The following is a 24,743-nucleotide window of genomic DNA, read 5'->3' as shown; positions in this document are numbered from 1 at the left end:
CTGCTTAAACGGCAGGGCCATCAAATGCGGTATGGATATCGAAAAAAAACTCCATGAATTAAGAATTTTTATCGGGAAGCATGGTCTTTTTGGTGCAAAGGAAAAGATTTTGCTGGCGATCAGCGGAGGAGTAGATTCGGTGGTGATGGGGAGGTTAATGGTGGCGCTTGGACAGCCTTTCGGTGTTGTGCACTGCAATTTTAAGTTGAGAGGTGAAGCTTCCGATGGCGATGAGGACTTTGTAAAGCAATTGGCCAATGAATGGAAGGTGCAATTTTTTTCGACCTCTTTTGATACCACAGCTTTCGCAGAGGAAAACGGCCTGTCGATTCAAATGGCGGCAAGGGAGCTTAGGTACGGATATTTTTCAACACTAAGTGAGCAACAAGGTAACGCTAAAATTGCCACGGCACACCACGTCAATGATGCGCTGGAAACCATTTTGCTCAACCTCACACACGGGACTGGTTTTCGGGGCCTTTCCGGCATCACACCGGCCAGAGATCACTTTGTCAGGCCTATGCTGGCATTTACAGGCGAAGAAATAAGAGAAATAGCTGGTGCACTGGCCCTGAAGTGGAGAGAGGATGCCTCGAATGCCAAAGATGCCTACGAGCGAAACAAGCTGCGACACCGTGTAGTGCCGGTGTTGGAAGAACTAAATCCTTCTCTGGGGGCTACCCTGAAGGACACGCTGGCCAGGCTTTGGAGCGCTGACGCTGCCATCAAGGGCGAGCTGGAGGCCTGGCAGGCCAGCCATGTGGTGGAAAAGGACGGTTACACCGAAGTAGCACTGAAGGGAGCCGGAGAGCATTCTATGTTTTACCTCTATGAGTACCTGAAGGCTAAAACATCGCTGGCATACAAGTCTTTCAAGCAATTGGAAGCGAGTATTGGAGAAGGCATTTCCGGCAAACTTTTTTTCACCGATACCCATCAGATCAACCTGGATCGGGGTCGGCTTATTATAAGCAGGGCAGGTGAGCACGAAGGTGAAGAGCCGATCTTCGTTGACGTAAATGACAAAGAGGTAGTATTTCAGCTCGGAAAGCTCAGCTGCCAAACGTTGGCAATGCCAGTCGCCATTGATCGGTCGGAGGGTGTAGCTTTGCTGGATGCCGACTGCCTGCAGTTTCCTCTGGAGCTTCGGCGCTGGAGAGAAGGAGACAGCTTTGTGCCACTGGGTATGAGCGGCCAAAAAAAGATCAGCGATTTTATGATTGATGCCAAAATTCCAGTAAACTTGAAAAGCAGGGTATATGTCCTGTTGTCCGGCGGCGAAGTGATCTGGGTGGTTGGCAAAAGAATAGATGACCGATGTAAAATTACGTCTACCACAAGCAGGGTGTACAAACTAAGTGTATGTTAAAGAGCATATTGAATCCATTTAGAAAGTCTTATAACTCAGAGGAACTCAACCTTTTTGGCTTTTTACAAAAAGTGAGACTGTTCGAAAGATTGAGCTATGAGGAGATGGCCTTGTTTGTGCCTTACCTGTACCTGAGGCAGTATAAAAATGAGGAAGCCGTTTTTTTTAGGGGAGACCCCAGCCATGCCCTTTACATCATTAAGAGCGGCGAGATAGCGCTGAACATCGACGTGAAGGATAAATTCGAAGAGCTGTCCAGGATCTATCCAGGCGATGCATTTGGAGACAATACTGTGATTGAAAATGCCACCCGAATTTTTACCTCCGTTGTAGTGAGCGACAATGCCGAACTTTATGTGATTCCGCAAGTAAACTTATTACAGATCATGAATGATAACACGGTGATCAGGGCTAAGGTGATGACCTCATTTGCTGAGATTTACAATGCCTATTCTGCTAACCTTGTGAAGTCTTACCGGAATCACTTCGGCTTTTTTGACCTGAGCCTGGCCTACAAAAGGCGCTAAATATTTGCCGCACATATTTGTTGACTACCGGGCAGGTCAATTAGTCAAAAGCTTGTTCGAATAATAGCTTGTATTTTATAGCTTTGTCCCGATTATTAAATGGTTCAACTCCTAAAAAAATAGACATATGAAAATTACCGTTGTTGGCGCCGGAAACGTGGGGGCCAGTGTAGCTGAATATGCAGCCATGAAAGAACTGGCTGATGAAATTGTGATCCTCGATATCAAGGAAGGCTTTGCAGAAGGCAAGGCAATGGATCTCAACCAATGTGCCACCCTCAATGGATTCAACTCAAGAATCATTGGTACTACTGGCGACTATAGCAAAACAGCCGGATCGAAAGTAGTGGTGATTACGTCGGGCATCCCAAGAAAGCCAGGCATGACCCGTGAAGAGTTGATCGGCACCAACGCTGGCATTGTCAAGTCAGTAACTGAAAATGTACTTAAGCACTCTCCAGAGGCTATCATTGTGGTGATCAGCAACCCTATGGATACGATGACTTATCTCGCTGTTAAAACAAGTGGTATACCTAAAAATCGTATCATTGGCATGGGTGGTACATTGGACAGTGCCCGTTTCCGCTACAGGTTGGCTGAAGCACTGAACTGCAATGCCAATGACGTACAGGGTGTTGTAGTTGGCGGACATGGTGACACCACCATGATTCCTTTGACTCGCCTGGCCACTTATAATTCAACTCCTGTATCCAACTACCTGTCGGCAGAGAAGCTTGAGGAAGTGTCGAAAGCTACGATGGTGGGAGGCGCCACGCTTACTGGCCTGCTGGGTACTTCAGCATGGTACGCTCCGGGTGCGTCGGGAGCAGCTGTGATCGAGGCCATTGTGCGTGACCAGAAAAAATTAATGAGCGCTTCGGTTTATCTGGATGGCGAATATGGTCAAAAAGACATCTGCGTAGGTGTGCCTGTGATCATTGGCAAAAACGGATGGGAGAAAGTAGTTGACTTCAAGCTCAACGCTGAAGAAAAGACAAAGTTTGAGGCCAGCGCAGCAGCTGTTCGTAATATGAATAATGCTTTGGAGCTGTAAGCCTTCAAAAAGCACATATAAAAAGGCACCGGAGAATTATCTCTGGTGCCTTTTTTATGACCAATCAGGTCTCCAATAGTTTAAATCGCCTTCAATGCGCCTTCGTAATCTGGCTCCTGACCAATTTCTGGCACAAGTTCAGTATACGCTACCCTACCTGTTTCGTCTATCACCACGACAGCTCTTGCGTCGAGCCCCTGGAACCCGCCGTCGATAATTTCTACACCATAGGCTTTGCCGAAAGCGTTGCCGTCTCTGAAGTTAGACAGCGTGATGACGTTGTCCAGCCCCTCAGCGCCACAAAACCTTTTGGCGGCAAATGGCAAGTCTTTGCTAATACATAAAACGACTGCATTGTCGAATGATGATGCTTCTTTATTGAATTTTCTGACCGAGGTGGCACAAACCCTGGTGTCTACGCTGGGGAAGATATTAAGGATCACTTTCTTTCCTTTGAAGTCAGACAAAGATGCCTCCGACATATCTGCTTTTACCAATTTAAAATTTGGTGCTGAAGACCCTACTACAGGAAGTTCGCCAATAGTGGTGCATGGATTTCCACCCAATGTAATTCTAGCCATTTGAATATTTTGTTAACGGTTTATGTGAATAACTATATAATGAATGCTTTGTTAGAATACCGAGACGATGCAGGAATAATTCCCACTCCAACCCATTAACTCATTTTGGAGACAAAAATCAGGACGGCTATCAGATCGACCAGGGCATGGATGCTTATGGCGTAAACTATTCCGAGCCTAATGCGGAGGAGGCTAAAAAGAAAGGCATAATTGAAGTAAGGAAACAGGACAACTGGCAGGAGTATAAAGCTTTGGGGCTCCCAGTCATAATTTCTAAGATGTGAGACGGCGAAGATGATAGCTGACAAATAGAATACTTTTTTGAAATCGGTTTCCCAGATGTTTTCAAGAAACTTAGTTACAGTCGGAGAATTGCTGAGCGCTATGTAAATAATAGCGGAGAATGCTCCCAGCATGATAAAAGTGAAAAGTAGTTGCCCGGTAATGCCAGTACCCTCAAAATAGTCAGGATAGAGTAACATGGCGAAAGTATTAATAATGAAATACGAGCAAATCATAGACAATGAGATGTACGCATATTTTTTATTGAACCGGTCGAGAAAAAGCCGAAAGGCAAATTCCTCTACCAGTCCTACCAGTGGCGGCATTACCATTACAAACATGATCAAGTCTAGTTGATTGAGGCTTTCGCCAGGAAAAATAGGCTTACTTGTTGGGAAGGAGACCCCGGGGATTTTTGCCAGCAGTGGCAGCAAGTACACTAGAGGTAGATACAGGAGAATTGACACTGCATAGAACCTCAAGGCAATCATTGTCTTACCTATTAGGCCAGCCTCGATAGCGTGTACATCTGGGTGAAGAATGAACCTGACATAGTGCCTCAGAAACCGAAACCCCTTCTTTTTTCTTACAGCTTTTTGTTCGCTCAAAGGCTGCGTGGCAACGATGGGCAGATCTACCTCTACTTGTCTTTCTTTCAACACCACGAGGGCTGCCTCAATAGCCTCAGCAGTATACTTCTGACTTTCAGCGATAACCTGCTTAAGGTCTTTGGTGGAGCGCTTGTTCATGCCCGCCAAAAATGGATTGATCATTTGTGAGATGTTGGGTAATCGTTATTCCAAAAAGCACCACTCTTCAAGCAATATTTCCTTCATTGTACAAGGCCGCTTTCTCAGGTTATTTTCTTTCTATATTAAAGAAAAAAAACGAATGAGGAGACTTACTACTTTTTTATCCCTTGCGGCTTTGGGCGTGTCCATGACAGGCGCTTTTGCGCAAGACAAAGCCATTATGGGCTTTAAAGACCCGGCTACAGAGCTGGAGCTGGAGAAGAAATTTGATCAGCAGCTGAAGGCTGAGAACCTCGATCAGTGGTTAAAACGCATGTCGTCGAGGCCTCACCACGTGGGGTCGCCCTTTGATAAAGACAATGCGGATTTTATGGCTGCGATGTTTAAATCGTGGGGCTATGAGGCTGAGGTGGTGAGCTACGATGTGCTGTTTCCCACCCCTAAAGTGAGGCTGCTGGAAATGACTGGACCTAGTCGTTTCAAAGCGGGGCTTGTGGAGCCAGCGCTGAAAGAAGATGCTACTTCCGGGCAGACGAAGGAGCAATTGCCAGTGTACAATGCCTACTCTGCCGACGGCGACGTGACTGCCGAGCTGGTATATGTCAACTACGGCGTGCCAGCCGATTACGAGGAGCTTGAAAAGGCGGGTATAGATGTGAAAGGGAAGATTGTGATAGCCAAATACTATGGCTCATGGAGGGGCATCAAACCCAAGCTGGCGGCCGAAAAAGGAGCTATTGGCTGTATCATCTATTCTGACCCGGCCGACGATGGCTATGTGCAGGGTGATGTGTACCCTGAAGGGCCTTACAGAAGCGAACATGGCGTTCAGCGTGGTTCTGTGATGGATATGCCGCTGTACCCAGGAGACCCTTTGACACCAGGAGTCGGTGCCACGAAAGACGCAAAAAGGCTCGATATTAAGACGGCGCCTACATTGACTAAAATTCCTGTGATTCCCATCTCTTATGGTGATGCAAAGCCGCTGCTGGATGCCCTGGGAGGCCCTGTAGCTCCGGCTTCCTGGAGAGGAGGCCTGCCAATCACGTATCACATAGGTCCGGGCCCGGCAAAGGTTCACCTGAAACTTGAATTCAACTGGGACATCAAGCCGGCCTATAATGTAATTGCCAAAATGAAGGGCAGCGAATTTCCCGACCAATGGGTGATTCGTGGCAACCACCACGATGCGTGGGTAAATGGTGCCGCCGACCCAGTCAGTGGTATGGTGGCGTTGATGGAAGAGGCCAGGGCTGTTGCCGAGCTGACCAAAACAGGATGGAAACCCAAAAGAACGCTGGTTTATTGCGGTTGGGATGCCGAAGAACCTGGCTTAATCGGTTCAACTGAATGGGCTGAAGATCATGCTGCAGAGCTAAAGGAAAAGGCGGTTGCCTACATCAATACAGATGGTAATGGAAGAGGATTCCTTTTTGCAGGCGGTTCTCATACGCTAGAAGAGCTGGTAGGAGAGGTGGCTGCCTCTGTCACCGACCCGCAAAAGGGAGTGACGCTGGCAGAGAGAAGAAAGGCGTTTGACATTGTGAACTCAGGCAACCCTGACCACAAAGGGTTTCAAATAAGCGCATTGGGATCAGGCTCCGACTTCACGCCGTTTATTCAGCATTTAGGCGTGGCCTCGCTCAATGTTGGCTTTGGCGGTGAAAGCGGCGGCGGAGAATATCATTCTATTTACGATTCGTATGACCACTATTCGAGGTTCCAGGACCCCGGGATGGTCTACGGCGTAGTGCTGGCACAGGTTTGCGGGCGTTTGACCATGAGGCTTGCCAATGCCGATATTCTTCCTTTTGAGTTCGATCATTTCTATAGTACCGTTGCCACCTATGCCGATGAGGTGATGAAGCTGCCTGAGCAAATGAGGGAGGAAGCAGACAAAATTAACGGGATGCTGAAGGCAAATTATTACGACCTGGCTGCCGATCCCAAACAGCCTAACTACAAGCCGCTCCCCCCTAAGGAAGTGCCTTACCTTAACTTCAGCCCCCTGCAAACCTCACTTGCAACACTGAAAGAGAAGGCAGCTACTGTGGAAGGCTTGCTCAAAGCGGGAAGCATAGCACCTGCCAAATGGGCAAAGGTTAATGAGTTACTCTATCAGTCGGAGAGGACATTAATTGATGAGAGCGGACTGCCCAGGAGAGATTGGTTTAAGCACGAGATTTATGCGCCAGGCTTTTACACAGGATATGGCGTAAAAACGCTTCCTGGTGTGAGAGAAGCTATAGAGCAAGAGGAATGGGCCGAAGCTCAGGAGGAAATAATCACTTTGGCTGCAACGCTTGATAAGTTCAACAGCCACCTCGATAAGATCATTGCGGCTGCAAAGTAATTGCCTCCGGCAGCATCCTCGCCATAAGATGCTGCCGGATTAATGTGGAAAACCACAATTTTTAAAATATTATTTGGCTAGCTCCGTGAAATCTCCCTAAAGATTTCAATCTTTAAGAATTTACTATCAACCTAAGTTAGTATGAGACACCTTTTCTACAGGTTCATTATTATCTCTGTTCTTTTTATTGCCATTGTAAGCTATTTCTGGCTCCCTATGGTGTGGGCTTTTCTTGTGATTGGCCCTTTGATTTTTGTTGGGATCATGAACCGAATCCAGAAGAGCCACACCATTCTTCGCAACTTTCCCATCCTGGGCTATTTTCGCTACCTGTTCGAGCTTATCTCTCCCGAGATCCAGCAGTATTTCATTGAAAAATCGACCGACGGAAAGCCATTTAGCCGCAATCACCGTGCACTGGTGTATCGCAGGGCTAAAAATGTTAACGCTACGCACCCTTTTGGTACTCAGCTAAACATTAACGACGAAAACTACGAAGGCATCAGGCACTCGATATATGCCACTGAGCCTGTGAAGGAGTTTCCGAGGGTGAATATTGGAAGTAAATTTTGCAAGCAACCCTATAGCGCTTCGGTGCTCAATATCTCGGCCATGAGCTTCGGGTCGCTGAGCAAGAACGCCATCCTTGCCCTGAACAAAGGAGCAAAAAAGGGCAACTTCTATCACAATACAGGAGAGGGTGGACTTTCACACTATCACCTTGAGGGAGGAGGCGATATTACCTGGCAGATAGGAACGGGGTACTTCGGTTGTCGCACACACGATGGAGACTTTGACCCGGACGAATTCAAAAAGAAGGCTGCTACTCCTCAGGTGAAAATGATCGAGATCAAGTTATCGCAAGGTGCTAAGCCTGGGCATGGTGGTGTGTTGCCCGGATCGAAGAACACAGAGGAGATTGCAAAGATCAGAGGAGTGAAGCCGCACACCACTATTATTTCACCCCCTAGCCATAAGAAATTTAGTAATGCCAAAGGCCTGGTTCATTTTATTGCTGAGCTACGGGAGCTTTCAGGCGGAAAACCTATTGGCTTCAAGCTATGCGTGGGACGGACTGAAGAGTTCATTGAACTTTGCAAGGAAATGAAGGAAGAAGGTGTTTGGCCCGATTTCATCACCGTTGATGGTGCAGAAGGCGGTACGGGAGCAGCTCCGCTTGAGTTCTCCGACTCAGTGGGTATTCCGCTTGAGCCTGCACTGATATTTGTGCATAGCACATTGAAAAAGTTCGGGCTGAGAGAAGAGGTCAGGGTGATTGCCAGCGGCAAGGTGCTGACAGCTTTTTCGATTCTGCGGATGAAAGCGCTTGGAGCGGATATCTGCAATTCTGCCCGGGCATTTATGTTCAGCATCGGTTGCATTCAGGCGCTGCGTTGTAATACGAACGATTGCCCCACCGGAGTGGCCACCCAGGATGGTGAGTTGGTGAAAGGCCTTGTAGTGAGTGACAAAGCCGAAAGAGTCTACAATTTTCATCACAATACTATTGAGGCGGTACTCGAATTGTTAGGGGCCTGCGGCTGCAAGCATACGGAGGAAATCAACATCAGCATGTTTGTGAAAGGCGACGAAATGGTGGCCCTTACTAACCGCTACTTCCCGGATTCAGTGTTGAACAGGGTTGACGAGTAAGGAAAAAGTTGAAAGCTACAACTTAGCCACCTTCAGAGCTACCAGCTGAGTGGGTGTGCCGTTGCCTTTGTTGCCGAAGTTGTTGTCCGAAACCAGCAAAAGATATTGGCCATCAGGGGTGAAAGTAGCGCCCTCAATATTGTTCACTTTGTAAGGTTGGCCACCCAGCTTCAGGTCCTGGGTGAAGGAGAATATTTTTTCAGGCACCAGCACCGGATCTCCTGACTGCGGACAGTCGGAGTCGTTGTTTTTGGACGGCTCGATCAACGTAATCTTGTAAATATTTACCTCATTACGATCCTCTGCTTTCAGGTAGTCTCGCTCTATCACCAGCAATTCATAGTCGCTTAAGGCCACCAAAGAGCTAATGCCATTTCCCTTGGTATCCCATTGCATTTGATACCAGTATGTTTTGGTGCTATGATCTCTCAGTGAGTACTCAAGAATCGGCAAGATACTCCTGCAGCCACTCGTTGGCAGTGCCCTTTCCATAGCAAGAAAAAGCTTCTTGTGATCGGGACTGATAGTAAGCCCTTCAAAGCCGCTATTGTCGTACATTTCCCCATAGTATTTGGCAGGCAGGTCTTTGATGTTTTGGAGTTTTCCTGAAGCGTCGGTTTGCCAAACAAGCGTCTTTTCCACATTATCAATATCCCTCTCGTCGGATATAAACATCTTCGATCCTGCCAGCGCCATTCCTTCACCACGAATTTGGCTTTCCGCCAGATAATGCACGTCTTTGTAAACGATGCGCTGGCCTTTTATTGGGTCGATGGTAAATGTGTAATACCTGGCTGGAAGCCCATCGGAGAGCAAGTAGTAGTCGTTTTCATGCCCCGAATAGGTGATAGCAGAAATGCCTCCAAAGGGCTTTTCCTGGCCTTCAAAAACACCCGAGGTATCGAACGGAATCTCAATAAAGAAGGAGTGCTGAGGGTCGAACGATAATTGCGCTTCAGCCCGTTTTGAGAGAAAAAAACAAAGAAAAAAGGAAGCGATGGTGCCTACGACCCTACAGGTTAATTTCATCGCTCGAATTTATGTATATGAATAAATATTACTCCAATATTTTCCGAAATTCTTCGAGCGCCTGGGTATTTCCTATCACCGTGATTACGTCGCCCAGCAATAATTGTGTGTCCCCGTGTGGAATAAAGATTTCATTGTTTCTTCTGAACATCACCAGAGACCCCGAAGGTGGAAAGGCTATTTTTTTCACCTTTTCCCTATCGTGATGGGAGTTGCTCATGAGAATCTCTTCCACCCTGTACAGCCCAAAACTGTCTGAAAATGCCTGGTAGGAGTCTGGCCTCATGATCAGGTTCTCTACATGACTTGCGAGGGTGTCATCGAGGTTGACCAGCTTTACGCCCGAAGCTTCGCCAAAGAGTGTGGAGTGCTTGTCTTTGGTTAGGGTGATAATTTTTTTATGGTTTAGTTCATTTTCAAGGAATAGCGCCAGGTTTTTATTCATGGCAAAAGAATCAGTCAGAATGACTACCTGATCGGTTGGTCTTATTTTCAATTTGCGCAGGTAGTAGGTGTCAAGGTTAGGCACATACGCCGCATCAATTCCTTTTTCCTTTAGGATATTAACGTCTTCTGCTGTGGTAACGACGGTGAAGAGACTCAGTCCATGCAGTTTCAGGCGTTCCGCAAGGAGGAGGCTTCCTTTGCTGCCCCCAAACAAATACAAGTTGAAATTTACCTCGCCTTCGCTGTGCAGCAGTTTGTAAAGCATAGGCGCCAAAACGGATGTAAGGATGGAAGCGGCCACGATCCCCGAGTTTGTTGATTGGTCTATCACACCAAGCGACAGCCCTATTTGGGCCGTGGCAATACTTAGTCCCAACCTTGATGAAAGCAAAAGGCCGCCCGACAAGGCTTTTTTCCACCCAAATATCTTTGCCATGGCAAAGGCAGGTAACACTTGTGTGACAAAGAATCCGAACAAAATAGATAGGATCAGGGGGATTGATCTTTGGAATTCACTCAGCGCAGAAATATCGAGGTTAACACCCACCATGATAAAGAAGATGGGAATAAAGAAGCCATAGCTCATTCCATCAAGTTTGAACATGAGGGCAGATCGCTGTTTGTTCAAAAACATCGAGAGGAGTGAGCCTGCAAAGAAAGCACCTAAAACCAGTTCTGTTTTGATAAGATAGGCGACGACTACGAACGACAGCAGCAGCGCAACAGTGCCACGAATTCTGATTTGAGAGGCGGCGTGTTCAAGGGTGTAAAGCAGTTTTTGAAAGGTGCGAATCCCTATAAGCCATCTTCCGGCTTTGTAGGCAACAAAGAAAACTACAAAGATGACGAGAAAAAGAAGAAGCTCGAACTCAAACCCATTTTTCAAAATTCCGGAATAGATCGAAATGAGAATGATACTCATAATAGTGGCAATGGCGCCGACCATTAAGATTATTTTCCCAAATTTTCGACTAAGCTCGCCATCAGCTTTGATGATGGGGACAATGATGCTAAGCGCCACTGTGGGTAGCAGCATTGAAAAGAAAACTATATCGGTGTTAAAAAAGGAATTCAGGAGCCAGGAAAATGGGATTGAAAATAGAAGTGATCCTGTGTAGATGGTGATAGCCAGCAGCATTGAATTGCTTATCAGATCTATCTTTCTAATCTTCTTGGGTAGCGACCGGTAAATTTCACCAAGGTCAATTTCGAGACCGGAAAGAAATATCAGGAACAGGAATCCCGAGTAAGCAAGAAATCGCATGTAGGGAGTTTCGTGAATCCAGTCGAGCACATAGGGGCCAATAATAACGCCCACAATTATCTCAACAATGACCGCCGGAATTTTGGTGACTCGGCCCCATGATAGCGCCATGGGTACCAGCCAGGCTACCACCATGATGACGAACAAAGGAAGATAGTTAATGCTGTTTTCCATAAAACGGGTTAAAAATTTCTACTGGCTTGCCTCTAATATAATAACCAGCGGTGGGAATCAGAATTTTCGTGGGTTTGAACTTAAAACTTCCCTAAATAGCCTGGTGCAATATCAATTGCTTTACTTTTAAGTACAAAAACTAACCTGGCATGTCAAATCCATTGTGGGTGCTTACCATTCTTGTCGTTAATATTCTCATCAGCGAATGGCTGGAGAATAACACTTTTTTGAGGCACCTCGGTACAACTCTGCTGGTTATTATACTTACAGCCGTGGTTGCCAACCTGGGTGTCATTCCTTCAGCAACAGAGTCGTCGGTCGTGTATGATGCCATTTTTACCTATGTAGCTCCCTTGTCGGTTTTCTTCCTACTACTGGACGTGAGGCTGAGCGAGTTAAAAAAGGCCGGCCTGCCAATGCTCACCATGTTTTTGATCGGAGCAGTAGGCACGGCTTTGGGCGCAGTGCTGGCTATTTGGGTAATTGATGGGCCAGAGGTATTTGGTGAGCATTACAAAGCACTTGCCGGCATGATGACGGGCACTTATATAGGCGGGAGCCTTAATTTCAATGCGATTGCCCTGCATTACGGAGTGATGAAGGAGGGAGGGCTTTATGCCGGCACTGTGGCGGTCGATAACATTTTGACGACCGTGTGGATGGTGGTCACCCTGGTGTTGCCAAGGGTGCTGGGCAAGATTTGGAAACGGGTAGGTGGAAAAACTTCGGCCAAAGATTTAGAAGAGAAGTTTCCAGAAGAAAAGGAAACGGTATCTATGTGGTCGCTGGCTGCGCTGCTTTCGCTCGGAGGAGGTAGTTTGTTGGTGTCCGACTGGCTTGCTGTTGCCTTGAATGCTGCTTTTGGCTGGAATTTTCCTTCTATTCTTATCGTGACTACCATTGCCCTTGTGCTTGCGCAGTTCAAGGCCATCAGGGAGTTGCAGGGCAGCCGACTGCTAGGGTTGTTTACTGTCTACCTTTTCCTGGCAGTGATAGGTGCTTTTTGTGAACTAGCTGCGCTCGGTGGCATTGGCGAACTGGCGCTGTATGTAGGTATTTTCACATTGATAGTGGTGGTTGTGCATGGCCTCGTCACTTTTGGGGTGGGCGGCCTGTTGAAGGTGGATTGGGACGTTATTGCCATTGCTTCTCAGGCCAACGTGGGTGGAGCTTCGTCTGCCATGGCACTGGCCAAAAGCCTGAAACGGGAGGATTTGTTGCTTCCGGCTATTGTGGTTGGGTCGCTTGGCGTTGGGTTGGGCACCTACGTAGGATTTCTGGTCGCCGAGGTGCTGCTATAATGGGCTTGTGCTAGTTCCTGAGAGGCAGATTGTAGTCAGGAGAGAGCTTCTTTTTGGCCTCCGTTACATTTACGTAGCGCTCAAGTTCTTTCATTGAAAGCACATTAAAGTCGTGGTCTGAAAAGTATTGCAGGTATTCGTTAAAGAGTGCCGGCGGCGTATCCACCCATGGGTGTTCAATATCCGGCACGCCATGAATGGTTAGCACTACAATTTTTCCATCTTTGGCCTGCCCAAGTGCTTGCATGATCTCTTCTTTATTTGTGCTGTTCGTGGCCCAGCTGGGAACCAGCAAAGGGTGGTCCTTCAACGGGTCGTATGGGCGACCGCCGCCAGCACGGGCAAAGGTATATCTCTGTTCGTTAAGTGTGCTAACGACCAACGGACTGAGGCTGTAGCCCGGGTAGGCAAAGTTAGCTGGTTTGGCAATTCCCAGAGAATAACACTTGGTTTCAATATAGGTAAGCTCTTCAATCAATTGAGGTTTGGTGAGGCTGGCCACTTTGGCATGCGATCGGGTGTGGCTGGCGATCTCAAAACCCATTTTGTCGAGCTCTCTGATCTGCCTCCAGTTCATGTACAGGGTGCTGTCTTTATAGTTAGGGGGGAACTCACAAACAAAGAAAGTAGCGCCAAGCCCATATTTTTTAAGCAGGGGAGCCACTACCGAATACTGGCTGGCCGGGGCATCATCAAAAGTTAGCACCACTGTTTTGTCGGGTATGGCTTGCCTGAGTATCTGGGCCCGAGCCATAAGGCAGCAAAAAAGTGTAAATGATATAAGGGAGAGTCTTAACATGAACTGGGTTCGAAGCTGTATCTACTAAGGTAATAAATAATGGGTTTGTGTGGCCACGTGAAGTTTTAAAACCTCCGAGGAATGGAATTTGCAATAAGGTTGTTTATGTGAAATACGGGGTGATAAGAATCCGGCTTTGTATTGACTCTGGTCATAAAAATAATAGCCGGAACACCCGATAATTGTGATGTAAGAGGTTAATTATACCACCACAAACATGGCGTTTATAGACTATTATCAATTGCTTGGGGTCGATAAAGGAGCGAGTGAAAAGGAAATAAAAAATGCCTATCGCAAGCTGGCCAGGAAATACCATCCTGACGTCAACCCCAACGACAAAGAGGCGGAACGGAAGTTCAAGGAGGTGAATGAAGCGAACGAGGTGCTAAGTAACCCGGAGAACCGTAAGAAATACGATGCTTACGGAAAGGATTGGAAGCATGCGGAAGAGTTTGATAAGGCGAAAGCGCAACAGCAACAGCAAAGGAGAGGAAGTACTTACCAGCAGACTTCGGGAGGTTTTGGCGGGGAAGACTATTCCGACTTTTTCGAATCTATGTTCGGGGGTGGTGCCGGTAGGGCAGGTGGCCGCAGTGTGAAATTCAAAGGACAAGACTATCACGCCGAGTTGCATTTGCGCTTAATCGATGTGTTCAATACGCAGAAGCAGACATTGACCGTTAATGGCAAGAAAATAAGACTGACAATACCCGCTGGCGTTAAGGATGGACAGGTGATCAAGATTAAGGGTCATGGCGGTGATGGAATGAATGGTGGGCCAAAAGGCGACCTCTACATCACCTTTGCTATTACCAACGACACTAAATTCAAACTCGATGGTGACAACCTCTACTCCGCAGTGGACCTTGATTTGTACACAGCGATGCTAGGTGGAGAAATCACCATTGATACGTTCGATGGAAAGGCGAAATTGAAAGTGCAGCCCGAAACCCAGAATGGAACGAAAGTGAAACTGAAAGGAAAGGGCTTTCCAGTCTATAAGCAGGAAGGTAGCTTTGGCGACTTGTATGTGACTTATCAAATTTCCATACCCACGAACCTGACCAGTAAAGAGAAGGAATTGTTAAGTGAACTTGCTAAATTGAGAAAGGCATGATAACCGAGACGCATATACCAATACAGACGCTTTGCGAGCATTATAAAGTCGAGACCACCTTCTTCATCGGCCTGGGAGAGATTGGCTTGATCGAGATCGAGACGCTTGAGCAAACGCAGTACATTCATGAAGATCAGATGAATGCCGTCGAAAAGATGATCCGCATGCATCATGAGCTGGACGTCAACATCGAGGGCATTGACGTCGTATTCAATTTGCTGAACAAAATTGAGGCGCTGCAAACAGAACTCAGCCAGGTCAGGAGTCGACTGAGGCTGTACGAAGACTAGCTAGTCTGGCAAGGCAAAAGCGACGTACCTGTCTCCGGAACGACTTCTCAGCTTGCCACCGCCGCACGCAATCACCAGGTATTGCTTTCCATTTACTGAGTAAGTGGATGGCGAGGCGTAGCCTGCCGCCGGAAGATTAGTTTCCCAAACCAGTTCACCAGTCAGTTTATCAAACGCCCGAAATTTCTGATCAGGAGTGGCGGCGATGAAAATAAGGTCGCCAGTCACCAGCGGCCCGCCGTAGTTGTCGGTGCCTGTTGGTGGAAGACCCTGCTCACTCAGCGTTGGGAATTCACCCAGTGGCACCTGCCATTTTCTTTTACCAGAAGCAAGGTCAATAGCGGTCAGTGTACCCCAGGGCGGCGTGTTGACAGGGTAGCCGTCTTCAGCATACCATCGGTTATAGCCTGTATGTTTGTAAGGCGAAGAGCGGGAGTCAGTGGAGGCTGTCAGAGTCACATCGCCAATGCCCATGACGTAGTCGGCAATGGCTTGTTTTTCCTCGTTACTCAATTGAGTAAAAGCAGGCATCATTCCCCGGCCTCGTTCTATGATGCTGTATGCTTCATCGGCAGTTCTTCGCTTGTTAAAATCTTTGAGCGAAGGATAGGCACCACTGTGGTCGCCGCTCATGTCGTTGCCATGGCAGGAGCTACAATGAATTTGATACAAGGTGCTAGAGGAGGTCAATACCTGCTGCTGGGGTGCGTTGATAAGCGAAGAGTATACCGGCACTTCCTTGGCAGGCACATACATGATGCCGTCGAGGTCAATGGCCGCACCACCCCATTGGCCGCCTCCATCGGTTCCCGGAAAAAAGATGGTTCGTTGTTCGGTCAAAGGGATGTATGCCTGACCTGTTTTTGCTTCGCCAAGTTGCCGGAGAATCTCCTCCCGGTCTGGGGCATCGGTTCGCACATCAGCCGACGTGAATGACTGCCTGGTAAAGGGTTCGGGCAGCGTGGGGAAGGGCTGTGTAGGGCTCACTTGCTCACCTGGCATACCAGCTGTAAGCATAGATCTTTCTTCTATCGGGAACACCGGCTCACCTGTGAGGCGGTTGAAGACGAAAACGTAGCCCTGCTTGGTAATTTGCGCCACTGCCAGAATTTGCTGACCATCTTTTTCGAGCTTGATCAGGTTGGGAGGAGCGGGGAGATCTCTATCCCAAATGTCATGGTGCATGGTCTGGAAATGCCAGAGCCGTTCTCCTGTTCTTGCGTTGAGGGCGAGGAGACAATTGGCAAACAGATTGTCGCCTGCCCGGTCGCCACCATAAAAATCAAAAGCGGCCGAACCTGTGGGGACATACACTATTTCATTTTCTCTATCGATGGCCATGCCCATCCAGCTATTGGCACCACCTGTATTTTGCCTGGCATTAGGCGGCCAGGTATCGCTACCAAACTCGCCATTTTCGGGTATCGTTTTGAAAGTCCACGTCAGCTCGCCTGTGTGAACGTCGAAAGCCCGCACATCGCCCAGCAGGGCTGCGGAATTTTCCTGCACACGTGCACCAGTAATCAAAAGGTTTTCGAAGATGACGCCGGGTGTGTTGTACACGACGTAATCGTCGGCAGTTGGGCGCTCCAGGCCTTGCTTCAGGTCGATTTTTCCATTGTCTCCAAAGGAAGAAATCGGCTTTCCGGTGTTTGCGTCGAGGCAGTAGAGCAAGTGCCCGTAGCCAAAGAAAATTCTTTTTCCAGTTTCATCCGACTGGTAGGTAACGCCCCGGCTGGTCATGGAGAAGGTTTTGTCTGTAAACCTGGTCTTCCACAGTTCCTTTCCAGTGGCCGCATCGAGCGCAAAAGCCTGCGACCCCGCCGAAACGCCGTAGAGTACACCATCAATGATGATGGGATTGCACTGAATCTGAGTCTGGTTTTTAGTAGTATCTGCGCCACCGGAGCTATATTCCCATGCCTTTTCCAGGCGATTGATGTTTTCTTTGGTGAATTGGGTTAGTTCAGAGTGGTGATTCCGCTCGGGGCCACCGTTGTATTCGGGCCAGCTAACATCAGTTGGTGAACATCCGTAGTAAGTCACTAACGCCAACAGTGTGGCGATCTGGTAAACAGGGGGTATTGTATTGCTTTTGCTCATGAAGAGGAAGATACAAAGGAGTTTGCTTTGTTGAATAGTTTTTTATGTGACTTGAAGATATAGCGGCACGACTCCGGTGATAAATATATCGACGGAGCCCTTCTGCGTAACTTCCGGTTGCTCTTCTCTCATATTCTCCTAAATTGAGTTGCTTACGCTTAAGACCTGCTTTCATGATCAAGAAACCCTCAACATCGCATAGCTCAACTTCTATCGACAGACGTGATTTTACCAAAGTACTCACCGGTGGCTTTATTGGCGCCGGGCTGCTGAGCACAGTTTCAACTGAAGCGACGTCCGCACCAAAAAAAGCTGTTCCAAGGAAAAACAACCTCCATCATGTGGGTGGCGATTACCATGTAGTGATGAGCGACGACAGCCACGACTGGAATGAGAGGCAGCGTGTGTGGACGAATAACCGCAATTTTCAGTATCATGAACGGCAGGGAGTAAAGCACTTCACCAATATTATGAGCGGGGCCTGGAACCTCGATCAAATGAAGAAGTGGAAAGCGGACTGCGACAATTATGGCATGACGTGGGAAGCTATTCGAATGGATTCTTCCTATATCTACCTGAAACCCGGCGCCGAAAGAGAGAAGAAGGTGGAGGAAATTGCCGCTAATATTGAAAGGGCCTCGCAAGTTGGGGTCAAGGTCATTACCATGCACTGGACACTCATCCCCATTCGCCGAAACGGTCATACTCCGGGCCGGGGCGGATCCAGCTATCACGCTTTTAAACTGGAAGACAATTGGAAGTCGCTGCCAGTCGAAGCACACGGCATTGTGAGTTACGATGACTATTGGGAGCGGATCACCTATTTTCTGACCAACCTTATCCCGGTTTGTGAGCAATATGATGTGCGGCTGGGGATCCACCCCTACGACCCTCCGGGGCTGCCACGAGGCTATCAGGGTGTCGATACCTGGGACGCTGCACCAGCGTCTGTTTTCGAGTCGCTAAAGAAATATGAATCTATTGTTGATAGTCCGTACAATGCTTTTCAGTTGTGCCTCGGCACCGTAATGGAAGGGTTAAAAGATCCCAAAAATGAGCTGCTGCCTATTGTGAAGTACTTCGCAGAAAAGGGCAAAATCGTTCAAATCCACATGCGAAATATTAGGGGCGGCCTACACAATTTCGAAGAAGTTTACATCGATGAAGGAGAAGCCGATTTCATTGAGGTGGTGAGAATCCTTCGTGATGCAGGCTACCAGTATTCCATTTGCCCTGATCATGTGCCTACACATCCGGATGACCCCCGGGGCTACCAGGCCTTTGCGCAGGCTTTTGGTTATATCAGAAGCCTGATTGCTGCCGCTAACGCTGAAGTTGCCTGATGGAGCCTGGAACAAATAAGCTTCTTCTTTTAAGGGTTCTGAGGATTGCACTGTTCACAGCACCGATGTTTGCTGGTGTTGCATCCACCCATGCGCAGGCAGCAAACGACACGCTCACGGTTCGCATTCGTGCGGTACCAGGGATGCAATATGATGTGGTGAGATTTGCCGCCGAGCCGGGCAGGCATGTGAAGCTCGTGTTGACCAATGCTGACGAAATGGAGCACAACATGCTCATCAACAAACCAGAGCAACGGGAGGCTGTTGTCAATGCTGCGCTTGCCCTGGGTCAACAGGGGCCAAAAATGAATTACATTCCTGAAGATGCTGATGTTCTTTGGGTAATTCCGTTGCTGGAACCTGGTGAGTCCGATTCAATCACTTTCAGGGCACCTCGGCAAACCGGAGTTTACCCTTATGTATGCACCTTCCCTGGGCATGGTTTTGTTATGTTTGGGTCGATGCACGTAACCAATGGCGTGATGCCACCACTGGAAGATGACCCATCGGTGCCAGCCGGGCGGCGGGCAGATGCTGAGGCGGAGCAGATAGGTAACGAAAAAACTCAAGGTCATCCATATGAACCTGAGCCTCCTTATCTCTATCGGGTGCTGATGCCAGATGTCGGGCCGGCGGCAATAGCGGTGAGCCTGCCCAATAAGCTCTCCTATTGCTGGGATGCGGGCACTTGCCGACTTCGCTATGCGTGGCAAGGTGAATTCCTCGATATGACTGACTACTGGACGATCAAAGGCGAACTCCATGCGAAGATTTTAGGTACTGTTTTTTACCGGGACAAAACTGACTTCCCATTCCGCCTTGGTGTGCCAGACAAAATACCTTCGGTTGATTTCAAAGGCTATCGGCTGGTCAATCGCTTTCCGGAGTTTCACTATTATTTGGATGATGTTGAGGTGTTTGAGCTGATTCTTGCCAAGGAAGATGGTTCAGGCCTGGTGAGGAAATTCAGGATGCCTAAGGTAAGCCAATCGGTGTGGTTGGTACATGAACCGAACGACGGAGCGACTTACACTTTCTCATCAGGAAAATGGCAGGGTAACACATTGCTGCTATCGCAGGATGAGGCAAAGGAATTTACTATCACCATGACCAGGAAAGGAGAGGCAAGCCGATGAAGTGGATAAACTTTTTTACTGTGGTTATTTGCCTGCTGGCAATTTCCGGCTGCCAGGATACCGATAAAAGGAAGGAACCAACCACGTCTTACATTGTGGAAACGATCCCGCTGCCCGAGGGGCTGGAGGGAGAGACTGGAGCGATAGCCTTTCTCCCCGATGGCAGGCTGGTGGCTTGCTTTCTCAGGGGTGAAGTAATGATTTACGACCCAGCCAAAGAGAGTTGGCAGGTGTTTGCCACTGGGTTACACGAACCACTTGGTGTACTGGTTGTCGATGAATCGGAGCTGCTGGTTATGCAGCGCCCCGAGCTAACCAGGGTCAAAGACACGGATGGTGACGGCCAGGCCGATTTGTTCGAAACTGTGACCGATGATTTTGGGATGACAGGCAACTACCACGAATGGAACTACGGCCCGGTGAAGGACAGCAAGGGCAACCTGTTCATTGGTTTGAACACCTCTTCAGAGTGGGGCATCATGCAGGAGGAAGTGCGTGGCAGGCTTGACACCACGTTGGTGCCTGGCAAGCCGTTGCAAAAATTTTCGGCGGTGCCCTACCGGGGCTGGATCATGAAACTCACGCCCGAAGGAAAGACCATTCCTTACGCTTCAGGCTTCCGTTCTCCCAGAGGCCTTGTGGTTGATGATAGCGACAGACTATTTGTTACTGATAATCAGGGCGACTGGGTAGGAACCAGTACGATTTTTCAAGTGGAAGAAGGGAAGTTTTATGGGCATCCTGCCAGTCTGCTATGGACACCGGGGTGGGACAGGGGAGATCCTTCGAAACTACCAGTGGAAGAACTCAATGCCATGCGAACAATGGCTTCTGTGCTCATGCCTCATGGTATCATCAGCTCGTCACCCACTCAACTTGTGGTCGATGAAACGGATGGTAAGTTTGGCCCTTTTTCCGGCCAGCTTTTTATTGGAGAAATGAATCAGGAGCGTATCATTCGGGCTATGCTGGAGGAAGTTGACGGGCAGTTGCAGGGAGCTGTGCTGCCTTTTATCGATGGCCAAAATCTTCTGAAAGGCAATAACCGTCTCGCTTTTGCCCCTGATGGGAGCTTATGGGTGGGGCACGTGCAATATGGGTTTGTGGGCGACAAAGGCATTCAAAGGATAGTTTTCACTGGTAAGCCTCCGGTCGATATATACGATATGAAAATTACTAAGAAGGGCTTTGATCTGACTTTTACGCAGCCGCTCAATGATTCTTTGGCATCGGCACCGGCCAGTTATGAATTGAAGCACTATTACTACGACTACCACCTGAAATATGGGTCGGATCAATATGATGTGCAGGATGTGGCAGTAACATCCGTTGAACTGTCGGCTGATAGGAAGAAAGTGTCTCTTACGCTGATGGAATTGAAGAAAGGGTATATTTATGAGCTGAACCTGAAAGGAATTACTTCTTCCAATGGCGAGCCGCTTGCCAATACATTGATTTGTTATACGGTCAATCGGTTGAGGTAAGGTTTAGTCGGGTATTTGCTTGCTGATGCTACCTCTCGTTCAATAGAACTCTTTCGCCTCTACTTCCAGTGTTTCCGTATCAACTATCAATAGTCCTTCACAATCAGAATCCAATTGCCGCACAAGCTTTCCTTTGTTATCCCAAATGGCCGACCCACCAGCTCCCACGAAGTCATCGCTTGGCCCTACCGAATTGGCCATTAGTGCAGTCATGCCATACTTTGTAGCTATCTCAGCTAAGGTCTTGTGGGCCATTTCCACTCCTTTGGCAGATTTAGCTACGCTAGCCAGATAAACGGTTCCGCCATTTTTGGCTGCGTTCGCTGCATGCTGAGGTACCGATATTTCGTAGCAAATGGCCAGCTCAATGCCGGTTCCTTTGATTCTCGTGCTGTCGTTTTCACCACTGATGAAAAACGGCTCCTCATCTGCATGAAGGTATTTTTTGGAATAGGTTTGCCTGGGTGCATTGGGGTGGAAAATAACCATTGTGATGTTGATTCCGCCTGCGCACTTCATGGGGATGCCAGCTCCAATAGTTATTGCGTGTAGGTCTGCTAACTGCTGCAAGCTGTCAAGTCTTGCATCGCTGGCGTCCATAGCCAAATCTTTGGCCAGGGTTGGCTCATAGCCTGTGACCGATAGCTCAGGGAAAACAATAACATCTGCCTTGCAATCAACAGCAAGGTGGATGAGCTTCTTGTGTTGCGCAATATTGGCAGCAATGTCCCCTTTGACCGGCCGTGTTTGTGCCACACAAATTCTCATTTCCTGCCTTTTTTAGTTGTGCGTAGGTACAGTTGTTCCACTTTCTCTCTCGCCCAGGGTGTCTTTCTTAAAAATGCCAGGCTGGATTTAATAGAAGGGTCGTAGTTAAAACAGCGAATATTGATTTTTTTACCCAGTTCCTCCCAGCCAAGCTTAGCCACCAGTTCTTCCAGAATAGCATCCAACCTTACCCCATGGAGCGGGTTGTTTTGCTGTTCTGAATTGGAGAGTTTTGTCACTCTTCCAGCCAGACCACCTTTTCTTGGATCTTTACTTATCATCTGTTTTTTACCTGGTTTTCGATTCTATGCGGTGATAAAGTTAATGATTCCTTGCCATTGACAATCCACATTCATAGTTGCCTCACGAATGACCACGCTGGCAAGGAATGTCAAATCATGCCTATATTATCGTGGCAGCGTGCCGAAATTAACCAAGTTTGGCAGTCGGTTGTATACATTCGGCTGTCTCCGGGGCTGATATTTTCTTTGCCGGTCTATTTCGGTTGATGAAAGCTTCAGTAAGGCACACAGCTAAATAGTTGCTGTGTGACAAACCCTTGTTCAAAAGAAAAACTCATACCTATAGTTTTGATATATCATATATCTATGTATTATTGTACTATGTATTCAAAAGAGCTATTGAAAGGCACCATTGACATGATCATTTTGAGGCTACTCAGTGAGCATGGCAGAATGTACGGTTACGAAATTTGTCAAAAGGTAAAGGAATTAACCGGCGGTAAAATTCTATTGAAAGACGGTTCGCTGTATCCGGCCCTTCACAAAATGCTGGTCGACGGCACGGTGACTACCGAAGAAGTGAGCATAGGCAAACGGGTCAGAAAGTATTACACGCTCACTCAAAAAGGAAATGAAGCCAAGAAGGAAAAGGTGTCGCAGTTGATGGACTTTTTGAAGACCATTGAGAGCATCATGTTTGAACCAGATAGTAAACAGGCCAGCGCATGATTACTGAGGACCAATTAGACTTTATCACTAGCAAAGTGAAGGAAAGTAGCATTTCCAGCAAAGAAGTGCAGGATGATCTTATCGACCATTTTTATTGCCTCATCGAAGAAGACATGGGTGAGGGGATGTCATTTGAGGTTGCCTACCAAAAGGCATTTCAGCAAACCACACCGAATGGTTTTGATGAAATACAGGAGGAGGTATTCTTTGTTCTCAACTTCAATAAAATCACTAATATGAAACGAATTACTTATCTAACCGGATTCATTTCCACATTAGGACTTACATTGTCCGTCGTGTTCAAATCATTGCATTTGCCGGGTGCTTCTATTTTGCTGTTCGGCAGTATTATAGTTACCGCATTTTTGTTTGCGCCTCTCCTTTTAGTAAGCCATTTGAAGAGTAACGGGACTTATTCGCCATCTGAAAGAATGAAGTGGATAGTAGGAGCTGCCGGCTTTATGATGCTTGCACTTGGCAGTATTCTTAATATGCTTCACCTGGCAGGATCAGGGGCAGTGCTAATTAGCGGCGCCTTTCTTTTTGGATTTGGCTTCCTTCCCTTTCTCTTTTACTCCTTGTACAAGCAGTCATTGGAAACGGTATAAGCAATGTTTCGGTGAATGGCTGTAGCTCTCTGAGGGTTATTGCCCATCAAAGCATCCATATAAGGCGAGGGCTGGCTCTCGCCTTTTGCTTTTCGTGGAGGGGGACTAAATCAGGACTTTTGGCAGGCTTGACAAACTACCGAGCCGGGTATTTGACGGCTGTCATAAAGTAGCCAAGGATGCAAGTGGCGGCTACTCCTGTTACCAAAAATGTAACACTTGGGCCAAATTGATACCAGATCAATCCCGCCAGGGAGCTCGCCAGCATGGCACAAATGCTTTGGAAGCCCGAGTAAGTGCCGATGGCTGTAGCAGTGTCTTTCGGACTGGTAATATTACTGATCCAGGCTTTTGAGATTCCTTCTGTGGCTGCGGCATACACGCCGTAGAGGAAGAACAAGCCCGCTATGACATAAATGCTGGTGCTGATACTCATGGAGAAGTACACAACAGCAAACAGCGCAAGGCCAAAAAGGAACACCCTCTTCAGCCCGATTTTATCGGCCAGCATGCCTAAAGGAAGGGCAAATAGGGCAAACACCAGGTTGTAGAAGATGTATACTCCGATGATGACCGTGTCGTCAAGGCCTGCTTGTTTAGCTTTCAGCAAAAGGAAAATGTCGGAGCTATTGAACAACGCAAAGGCCAGTAGCCCAATCAGAAGTTTACGGTAGGCAGGTGGGCTCACCTTCCAGTAGTTCAAAAAGGAAAAGAACGATGTTTTTACTGGTTCCTTAGTGCCAGGTTGCTTTTTGTCTCTGACCAGCAGAGACGCCAGTACTGCCAGGATACCGGGAATAAAAGCGATGTAGAATAATGTAACGTAATCTTCAGGAAAGAAGTAGAGGTATAGTAATGCCAGCACGGGCCCAAGCACCGCCCCGAATGTGTCCATCGACCGATGGAATCCAAAGATTTTACCTTTGGTTTCGGGAGTGGCTTCGTCTGATAAAATGGCGTCTCTGGCTCCGGTTCTAATGCCTTTCCCAAACCGATCCACTGTGCGGGCGAAAAAGATCCAGACGGGGAAAATGAATACTGCCATCATGGGCTTGGAAATGGCGCTGAAGGCATAGCCGATTTGCACAAAGGGCGCCCGTTTCCCAGATATATCGGAAAGCTTGCCAAAATACCCTTTGCTGAGGCCGGCGGTGGCCTCCGCCACGCCTTCGAGAATACCGATGAGTACAATCGAAAACCCAATGGACTTCAGATAAATGGGCATGATGGGGTAAAGCATCTCACTGGCCGTGTCTGTGAACAGGCTCACCAGCGATAGTACCCAAACGGTGCGTGTAATGTATTTCAATTCACTTAACTGCGTTAATTGTCTAGCCT

General features: G+C 47.9%; 22 protein-coding genes. 13 read left to right on the top strand and 9 right to left on the bottom strand.

What is annotated here, in order from left to right:
* Positions 1 to 31: 31 nt before the first annotated feature.
* From tilS to mdh, 3 genes are all read left to right on the top strand, one after another.
* Positions 32 to 1,369, top strand: coding sequence for a tRNA lysidine(34) synthetase TilS (gene tilS, locus RT717_RS14305; protein WP_317487064.1), 1,338 nt, complete (start codon positions 32 to 34; stop codon positions 1,367 to 1,369).
* Positions 1,363 to 1,896 (top strand): cyclic nucleotide-binding domain-containing protein, encoded by a 534-nt coding sequence (locus RT717_RS14300; RefSeq protein WP_317487063.1) that lies wholly within the window; start codon positions 1,363 to 1,365, stop codon positions 1,894 to 1,896. The genes tilS and RT717_RS14300 overlap by 7 nt, the downstream gene beginning before the upstream one ends.
* Before the next feature lie 127 nt (positions 1,897 to 2,023).
* On the top strand, positions 2,024 to 2,950 hold the full coding sequence (gene mdh, locus RT717_RS14295; protein WP_317487062.1) for a malate dehydrogenase: 927 nt from the start codon (positions 2,024 to 2,026) through the stop codon (positions 2,948 to 2,950).
* Between the two features lie 80 nt (positions 2,951 to 3,030).
* On the opposite strand, the gene tpx is transcribed toward mdh, so the two are convergent.
* Together tpx and RT717_RS14285 are read right to left on the bottom strand one after the other, a co-directional pair.
* Positions 3,031 to 3,531, bottom strand: coding sequence for a thiol peroxidase (gene tpx / locus RT717_RS14290; RefSeq protein WP_317487061.1), 501 nt, complete (start codon positions 3,529 to 3,531; stop codon positions 3,031 to 3,033).
* A gap of 95 nt (positions 3,532 to 3,626) precedes the next feature.
* Positions 3,627 to 4,586, bottom strand: coding sequence for a CPBP family glutamic-type intramembrane protease (locus RT717_RS14285; protein ID WP_317487060.1), 960 nt, complete (start codon positions 4,584 to 4,586; stop codon positions 3,627 to 3,629).
* 118 nt (positions 4,587 to 4,704) lie between these two features.
* On the opposite strand from RT717_RS14285, the gene RT717_RS14280 reads away from it, so the two are divergent.
* The gene (locus RT717_RS14280) at positions 4,705 to 6,918 is read left to right on the top strand and encodes a M28 family metallopeptidase (RefSeq protein WP_317487059.1); all 2,214 of its coding nucleotides are present in this window, start codon (positions 4,705 to 4,707) and stop codon (positions 6,916 to 6,918) included.
* Positions 6,919 to 7,059: 141 nt separating this feature from the next.
* Positions 7,060 to 8,571: an FMN-binding glutamate synthase family protein gene (locus RT717_RS14275; protein ID WP_317487058.1), complete on the top strand. Its 1,512-nt coding sequence runs from the start codon at positions 7,060 to 7,062 to the stop codon at positions 8,569 to 8,571.
* Positions 8,572 to 8,586: 15 nt separating this feature from the next.
* On the opposite strand, the gene RT717_RS14270 is transcribed toward RT717_RS14275, so the two are convergent.
* Together RT717_RS14270 and RT717_RS14265 are read right to left on the bottom strand one after the other, a co-directional pair.
* Complete coding sequence (locus RT717_RS14270) at positions 8,587 to 9,600, bottom strand: esterase-like activity of phytase family protein (protein ID WP_317487057.1); 1,014 nt, start codon at positions 9,598 to 9,600, stop codon at positions 8,587 to 8,589.
* Between the two features lie 28 nt (positions 9,601 to 9,628).
* On the bottom strand, positions 9,629 to 11,485 hold the full coding sequence (locus tag RT717_RS14265) for a cation:proton antiporter domain-containing protein (protein ID WP_317487056.1): 1,857 nt from the start codon (positions 11,483 to 11,485) through the stop codon (positions 9,629 to 9,631).
* A 149-nt stretch (positions 11,486 to 11,634) separates the two neighbouring features.
* Between RT717_RS14265 and RT717_RS14260 the strand changes: the two genes are divergently transcribed.
* Positions 11,635 to 12,786 carry a DUF819 family protein gene (locus RT717_RS14260; RefSeq protein WP_317487055.1) on the top strand — a complete coding sequence of 384 codons (1,152 nt, stop codon included), beginning with the start codon at positions 11,635 to 11,637 and terminating at the stop codon, positions 12,784 to 12,786.
* Positions 12,787 to 12,796: 10 nt separating this feature from the next.
* Here RT717_RS14260 and RT717_RS14255 read toward each other — a convergent pair whose 3' ends face one another.
* Positions 12,797 to 13,585, bottom strand: coding sequence for a polysaccharide deacetylase family protein (locus RT717_RS14255; protein ID WP_317487054.1), 789 nt, complete (start codon positions 13,583 to 13,585; stop codon positions 12,797 to 12,799).
* A 217-nt stretch (positions 13,586 to 13,802) separates the two neighbouring features.
* Here RT717_RS14255 and RT717_RS14250 point away from each other — a divergent pair, with 217 nt between their 5' ends.
* Complete coding sequence (locus RT717_RS14250; protein WP_317487053.1) at positions 13,803 to 14,702, top strand: J domain-containing protein; 900 nt, start codon at positions 13,803 to 13,805, stop codon at positions 14,700 to 14,702.
* Entirely contained in the window at positions 14,699 to 14,992 is a 294-nt protein-coding gene (locus tag RT717_RS14245; protein ID WP_317487052.1) for a chaperone modulator CbpM, read from the top strand. The genes RT717_RS14250 and RT717_RS14245 overlap by 4 nt, the downstream gene beginning before the upstream one ends.
* On the opposite strand, the gene RT717_RS14240 is transcribed toward RT717_RS14245, so the two are convergent.
* Positions 14,993 to 17,095 (bottom strand): pyrroloquinoline quinone-dependent dehydrogenase, encoded by a 2,103-nt coding sequence (locus tag RT717_RS14240; RefSeq protein WP_317487051.1) that lies wholly within the window; start codon positions 17,093 to 17,095, stop codon positions 14,993 to 14,995.
* Between the two features lie 173 nt (positions 17,096 to 17,268).
* Here RT717_RS14240 and RT717_RS14235 point away from each other — a divergent pair, with 173 nt between their 5' ends.
* Genes RT717_RS14235 through RT717_RS14225 form a run of 3 tightly spaced genes read left to right on the top strand, consistent with a single transcriptional unit; the run spans position 17,269 to position 21,058 of the window.
* On the top strand, positions 17,269 to 18,438 hold the full coding sequence (locus RT717_RS14235) for a mannonate dehydratase (RefSeq protein ID WP_317487050.1): 1,170 nt from the start codon (positions 17,269 to 17,271) through the stop codon (positions 18,436 to 18,438).
* The gene (locus RT717_RS14230; protein WP_317487049.1) at positions 18,438 to 19,574 is read left to right on the top strand and encodes a plastocyanin/azurin family copper-binding protein; all 1,137 of its coding nucleotides are present in this window, start codon (positions 18,438 to 18,440) and stop codon (positions 19,572 to 19,574) included. The genes RT717_RS14235 and RT717_RS14230 overlap by 1 nt, the downstream gene beginning before the upstream one ends.
* Complete coding sequence (locus RT717_RS14225) at positions 19,571 to 21,058, top strand: PQQ-dependent sugar dehydrogenase (RefSeq protein ID WP_317487048.1); 1,488 nt, start codon at positions 19,571 to 19,573, stop codon at positions 21,056 to 21,058. Before RT717_RS14230 ends, RT717_RS14225 begins: the two co-directional genes overlap by 4 nt.
* Before the next feature lie 39 nt (positions 21,059 to 21,097).
* Here the strand turns inward: RT717_RS14225 and RT717_RS14220 are convergent, their stop codons facing one another.
* Entirely contained in the window at positions 21,098 to 21,826 is a 729-nt protein-coding gene (locus tag RT717_RS14220; RefSeq protein WP_317487047.1) for a carbon-nitrogen hydrolase family protein, read from the bottom strand.
* Positions 21,823 to 22,107, bottom strand: coding sequence for a VF530 family protein (locus tag RT717_RS14215; protein WP_317487046.1), 285 nt, complete (start codon positions 22,105 to 22,107; stop codon positions 21,823 to 21,825). Before RT717_RS14215 ends, RT717_RS14220 begins: the two co-directional genes overlap by 4 nt.
* A gap of 327 nt (positions 22,108 to 22,434) precedes the next feature.
* Here RT717_RS14215 and RT717_RS14210 point away from each other — a divergent pair, with 327 nt between their 5' ends.
* Positions 22,435 to 22,797, top strand: a complete 363-nt coding sequence (locus RT717_RS14210; protein ID WP_317487045.1) for a PadR family transcriptional regulator — start codon at positions 22,435 to 22,437, stop codon at positions 22,795 to 22,797.
* Complete coding sequence (locus RT717_RS14205) at positions 22,794 to 23,405, top strand: hypothetical protein (protein WP_317487044.1); 612 nt, start codon at positions 22,794 to 22,796, stop codon at positions 23,403 to 23,405. Before RT717_RS14210 ends, RT717_RS14205 begins: the two co-directional genes overlap by 4 nt.
* A 136-nt stretch (positions 23,406 to 23,541) precedes the next feature.
* On the opposite strand, the gene RT717_RS14200 is transcribed toward RT717_RS14205, so the two are convergent.
* Positions 23,542 to 24,714 (bottom strand): MFS transporter, encoded by a 1,173-nt coding sequence (locus tag RT717_RS14200; protein WP_317487043.1) that lies wholly within the window; start codon positions 24,712 to 24,714, stop codon positions 23,542 to 23,544.
* Between the last annotated feature and the right edge of the window lie 29 nt (positions 24,715 to 24,743).

Source organism: Imperialibacter roseus, assembly GCF_032999765.1.
In the GTDB taxonomy this organism is placed as follows: Bacteria; Bacteroidota; Bacteroidia; order Cytophagales; family Cyclobacteriaceae; genus Imperialibacter; species Imperialibacter roseus.
Note: the sequence above shows the minus strand (reverse complement) of the source record. Positions and strands in the feature narration are given on the sequence as shown.

Excerpts from the sequence above, each read along its gene's own strand:
- tpx (WP_317487061.1), bottom strand. The coding sequence starts at position 3,531 with ATGGCTAGAATTACATTGGGTGGAAATCCATGCACCACTATTGGCGAA.
- RT717_RS14300 (WP_317487063.1), top strand. The coding sequence starts at position 1,363 with ATGTTAAAGAGCATATTGAATCCATTTAGAAAGTCTTATAACTCAGAG.
- RT717_RS14245 (WP_317487052.1), top strand. The coding sequence starts at position 14,699 with ATGATAACCGAGACGCATATACCAATACAGACGCTTTGCGAGCATTAT.
- RT717_RS14215 (WP_317487046.1), bottom strand. The coding sequence starts at position 22,107 with ATGATAAGTAAAGATCCAAGAAAAGGTGGTCTGGCTGGAAGAGTGACA.
- RT717_RS14235 (WP_317487050.1), top strand. The coding sequence starts at position 17,269 with ATGATCAAGAAACCCTCAACATCGCATAGCTCAACTTCTATCGACAGA.
- RT717_RS14240 (WP_317487051.1), bottom strand. The coding sequence starts at position 17,095 with ATGAGCAAAAGCAATACAATACCCCCTGTTTACCAGATCGCCACACTG.
- mdh (WP_317487062.1), top strand. The coding sequence starts at position 2,024 with ATGAAAATTACCGTTGTTGGCGCCGGAAACGTGGGGGCCAGTGTAGCT.
- RT717_RS14250 (WP_317487053.1), top strand. The coding sequence starts at position 13,803 with ATGGCGTTTATAGACTATTATCAATTGCTTGGGGTCGATAAAGGAGCG.
- RT717_RS14205 (WP_317487044.1), top strand. The coding sequence starts at position 22,794 with ATGATTACTGAGGACCAATTAGACTTTATCACTAGCAAAGTGAAGGAA.
- RT717_RS14255 (WP_317487054.1), bottom strand. The coding sequence starts at position 13,585 with ATGTTAAGACTCTCCCTTATATCATTTACACTTTTTTGCTGCCTTATG.
- RT717_RS14210 (WP_317487045.1), top strand. The coding sequence starts at position 22,435 with ATGTATTATTGTACTATGTATTCAAAAGAGCTATTGAAAGGCACCATT.
- RT717_RS14260 (WP_317487055.1), top strand. The coding sequence starts at position 11,635 with ATGTCAAATCCATTGTGGGTGCTTACCATTCTTGTCGTTAATATTCTC.
- RT717_RS14220 (WP_317487047.1), bottom strand. The coding sequence starts at position 21,826 with ATGAGAATTTGTGTGGCACAAACACGGCCGGTCAAAGGGGACATTGCT.
- RT717_RS14270 (WP_317487057.1), bottom strand. The coding sequence starts at position 9,600 with ATGAAATTAACCTGTAGGGTCGTAGGCACCATCGCTTCCTTTTTTCTT.
- RT717_RS14285 (WP_317487060.1), bottom strand. The coding sequence starts at position 4,586 with ATGATCAATCCATTTTTGGCGGGCATGAACAAGCGCTCCACCAAAGAC.
- RT717_RS14280 (WP_317487059.1), top strand. The coding sequence starts at position 4,705 with ATGAGGAGACTTACTACTTTTTTATCCCTTGCGGCTTTGGGCGTGTCC.
- RT717_RS14225 (WP_317487048.1), top strand. The coding sequence starts at position 19,571 with ATGAAGTGGATAAACTTTTTTACTGTGGTTATTTGCCTGCTGGCAATT.
- RT717_RS14275 (WP_317487058.1), top strand. The coding sequence starts at position 7,060 with ATGAGACACCTTTTCTACAGGTTCATTATTATCTCTGTTCTTTTTATT.
- RT717_RS14265 (WP_317487056.1), bottom strand. The coding sequence starts at position 11,485 with ATGGAAAACAGCATTAACTATCTTCCTTTGTTCGTCATCATGGTGGTA.
- tilS (WP_317487064.1), top strand. The coding sequence starts at position 32 with ATGGATATCGAAAAAAAACTCCATGAATTAAGAATTTTTATCGGGAAG.
- RT717_RS14230 (WP_317487049.1), top strand. The coding sequence starts at position 18,438 with ATGGAGCCTGGAACAAATAAGCTTCTTCTTTTAAGGGTTCTGAGGATT.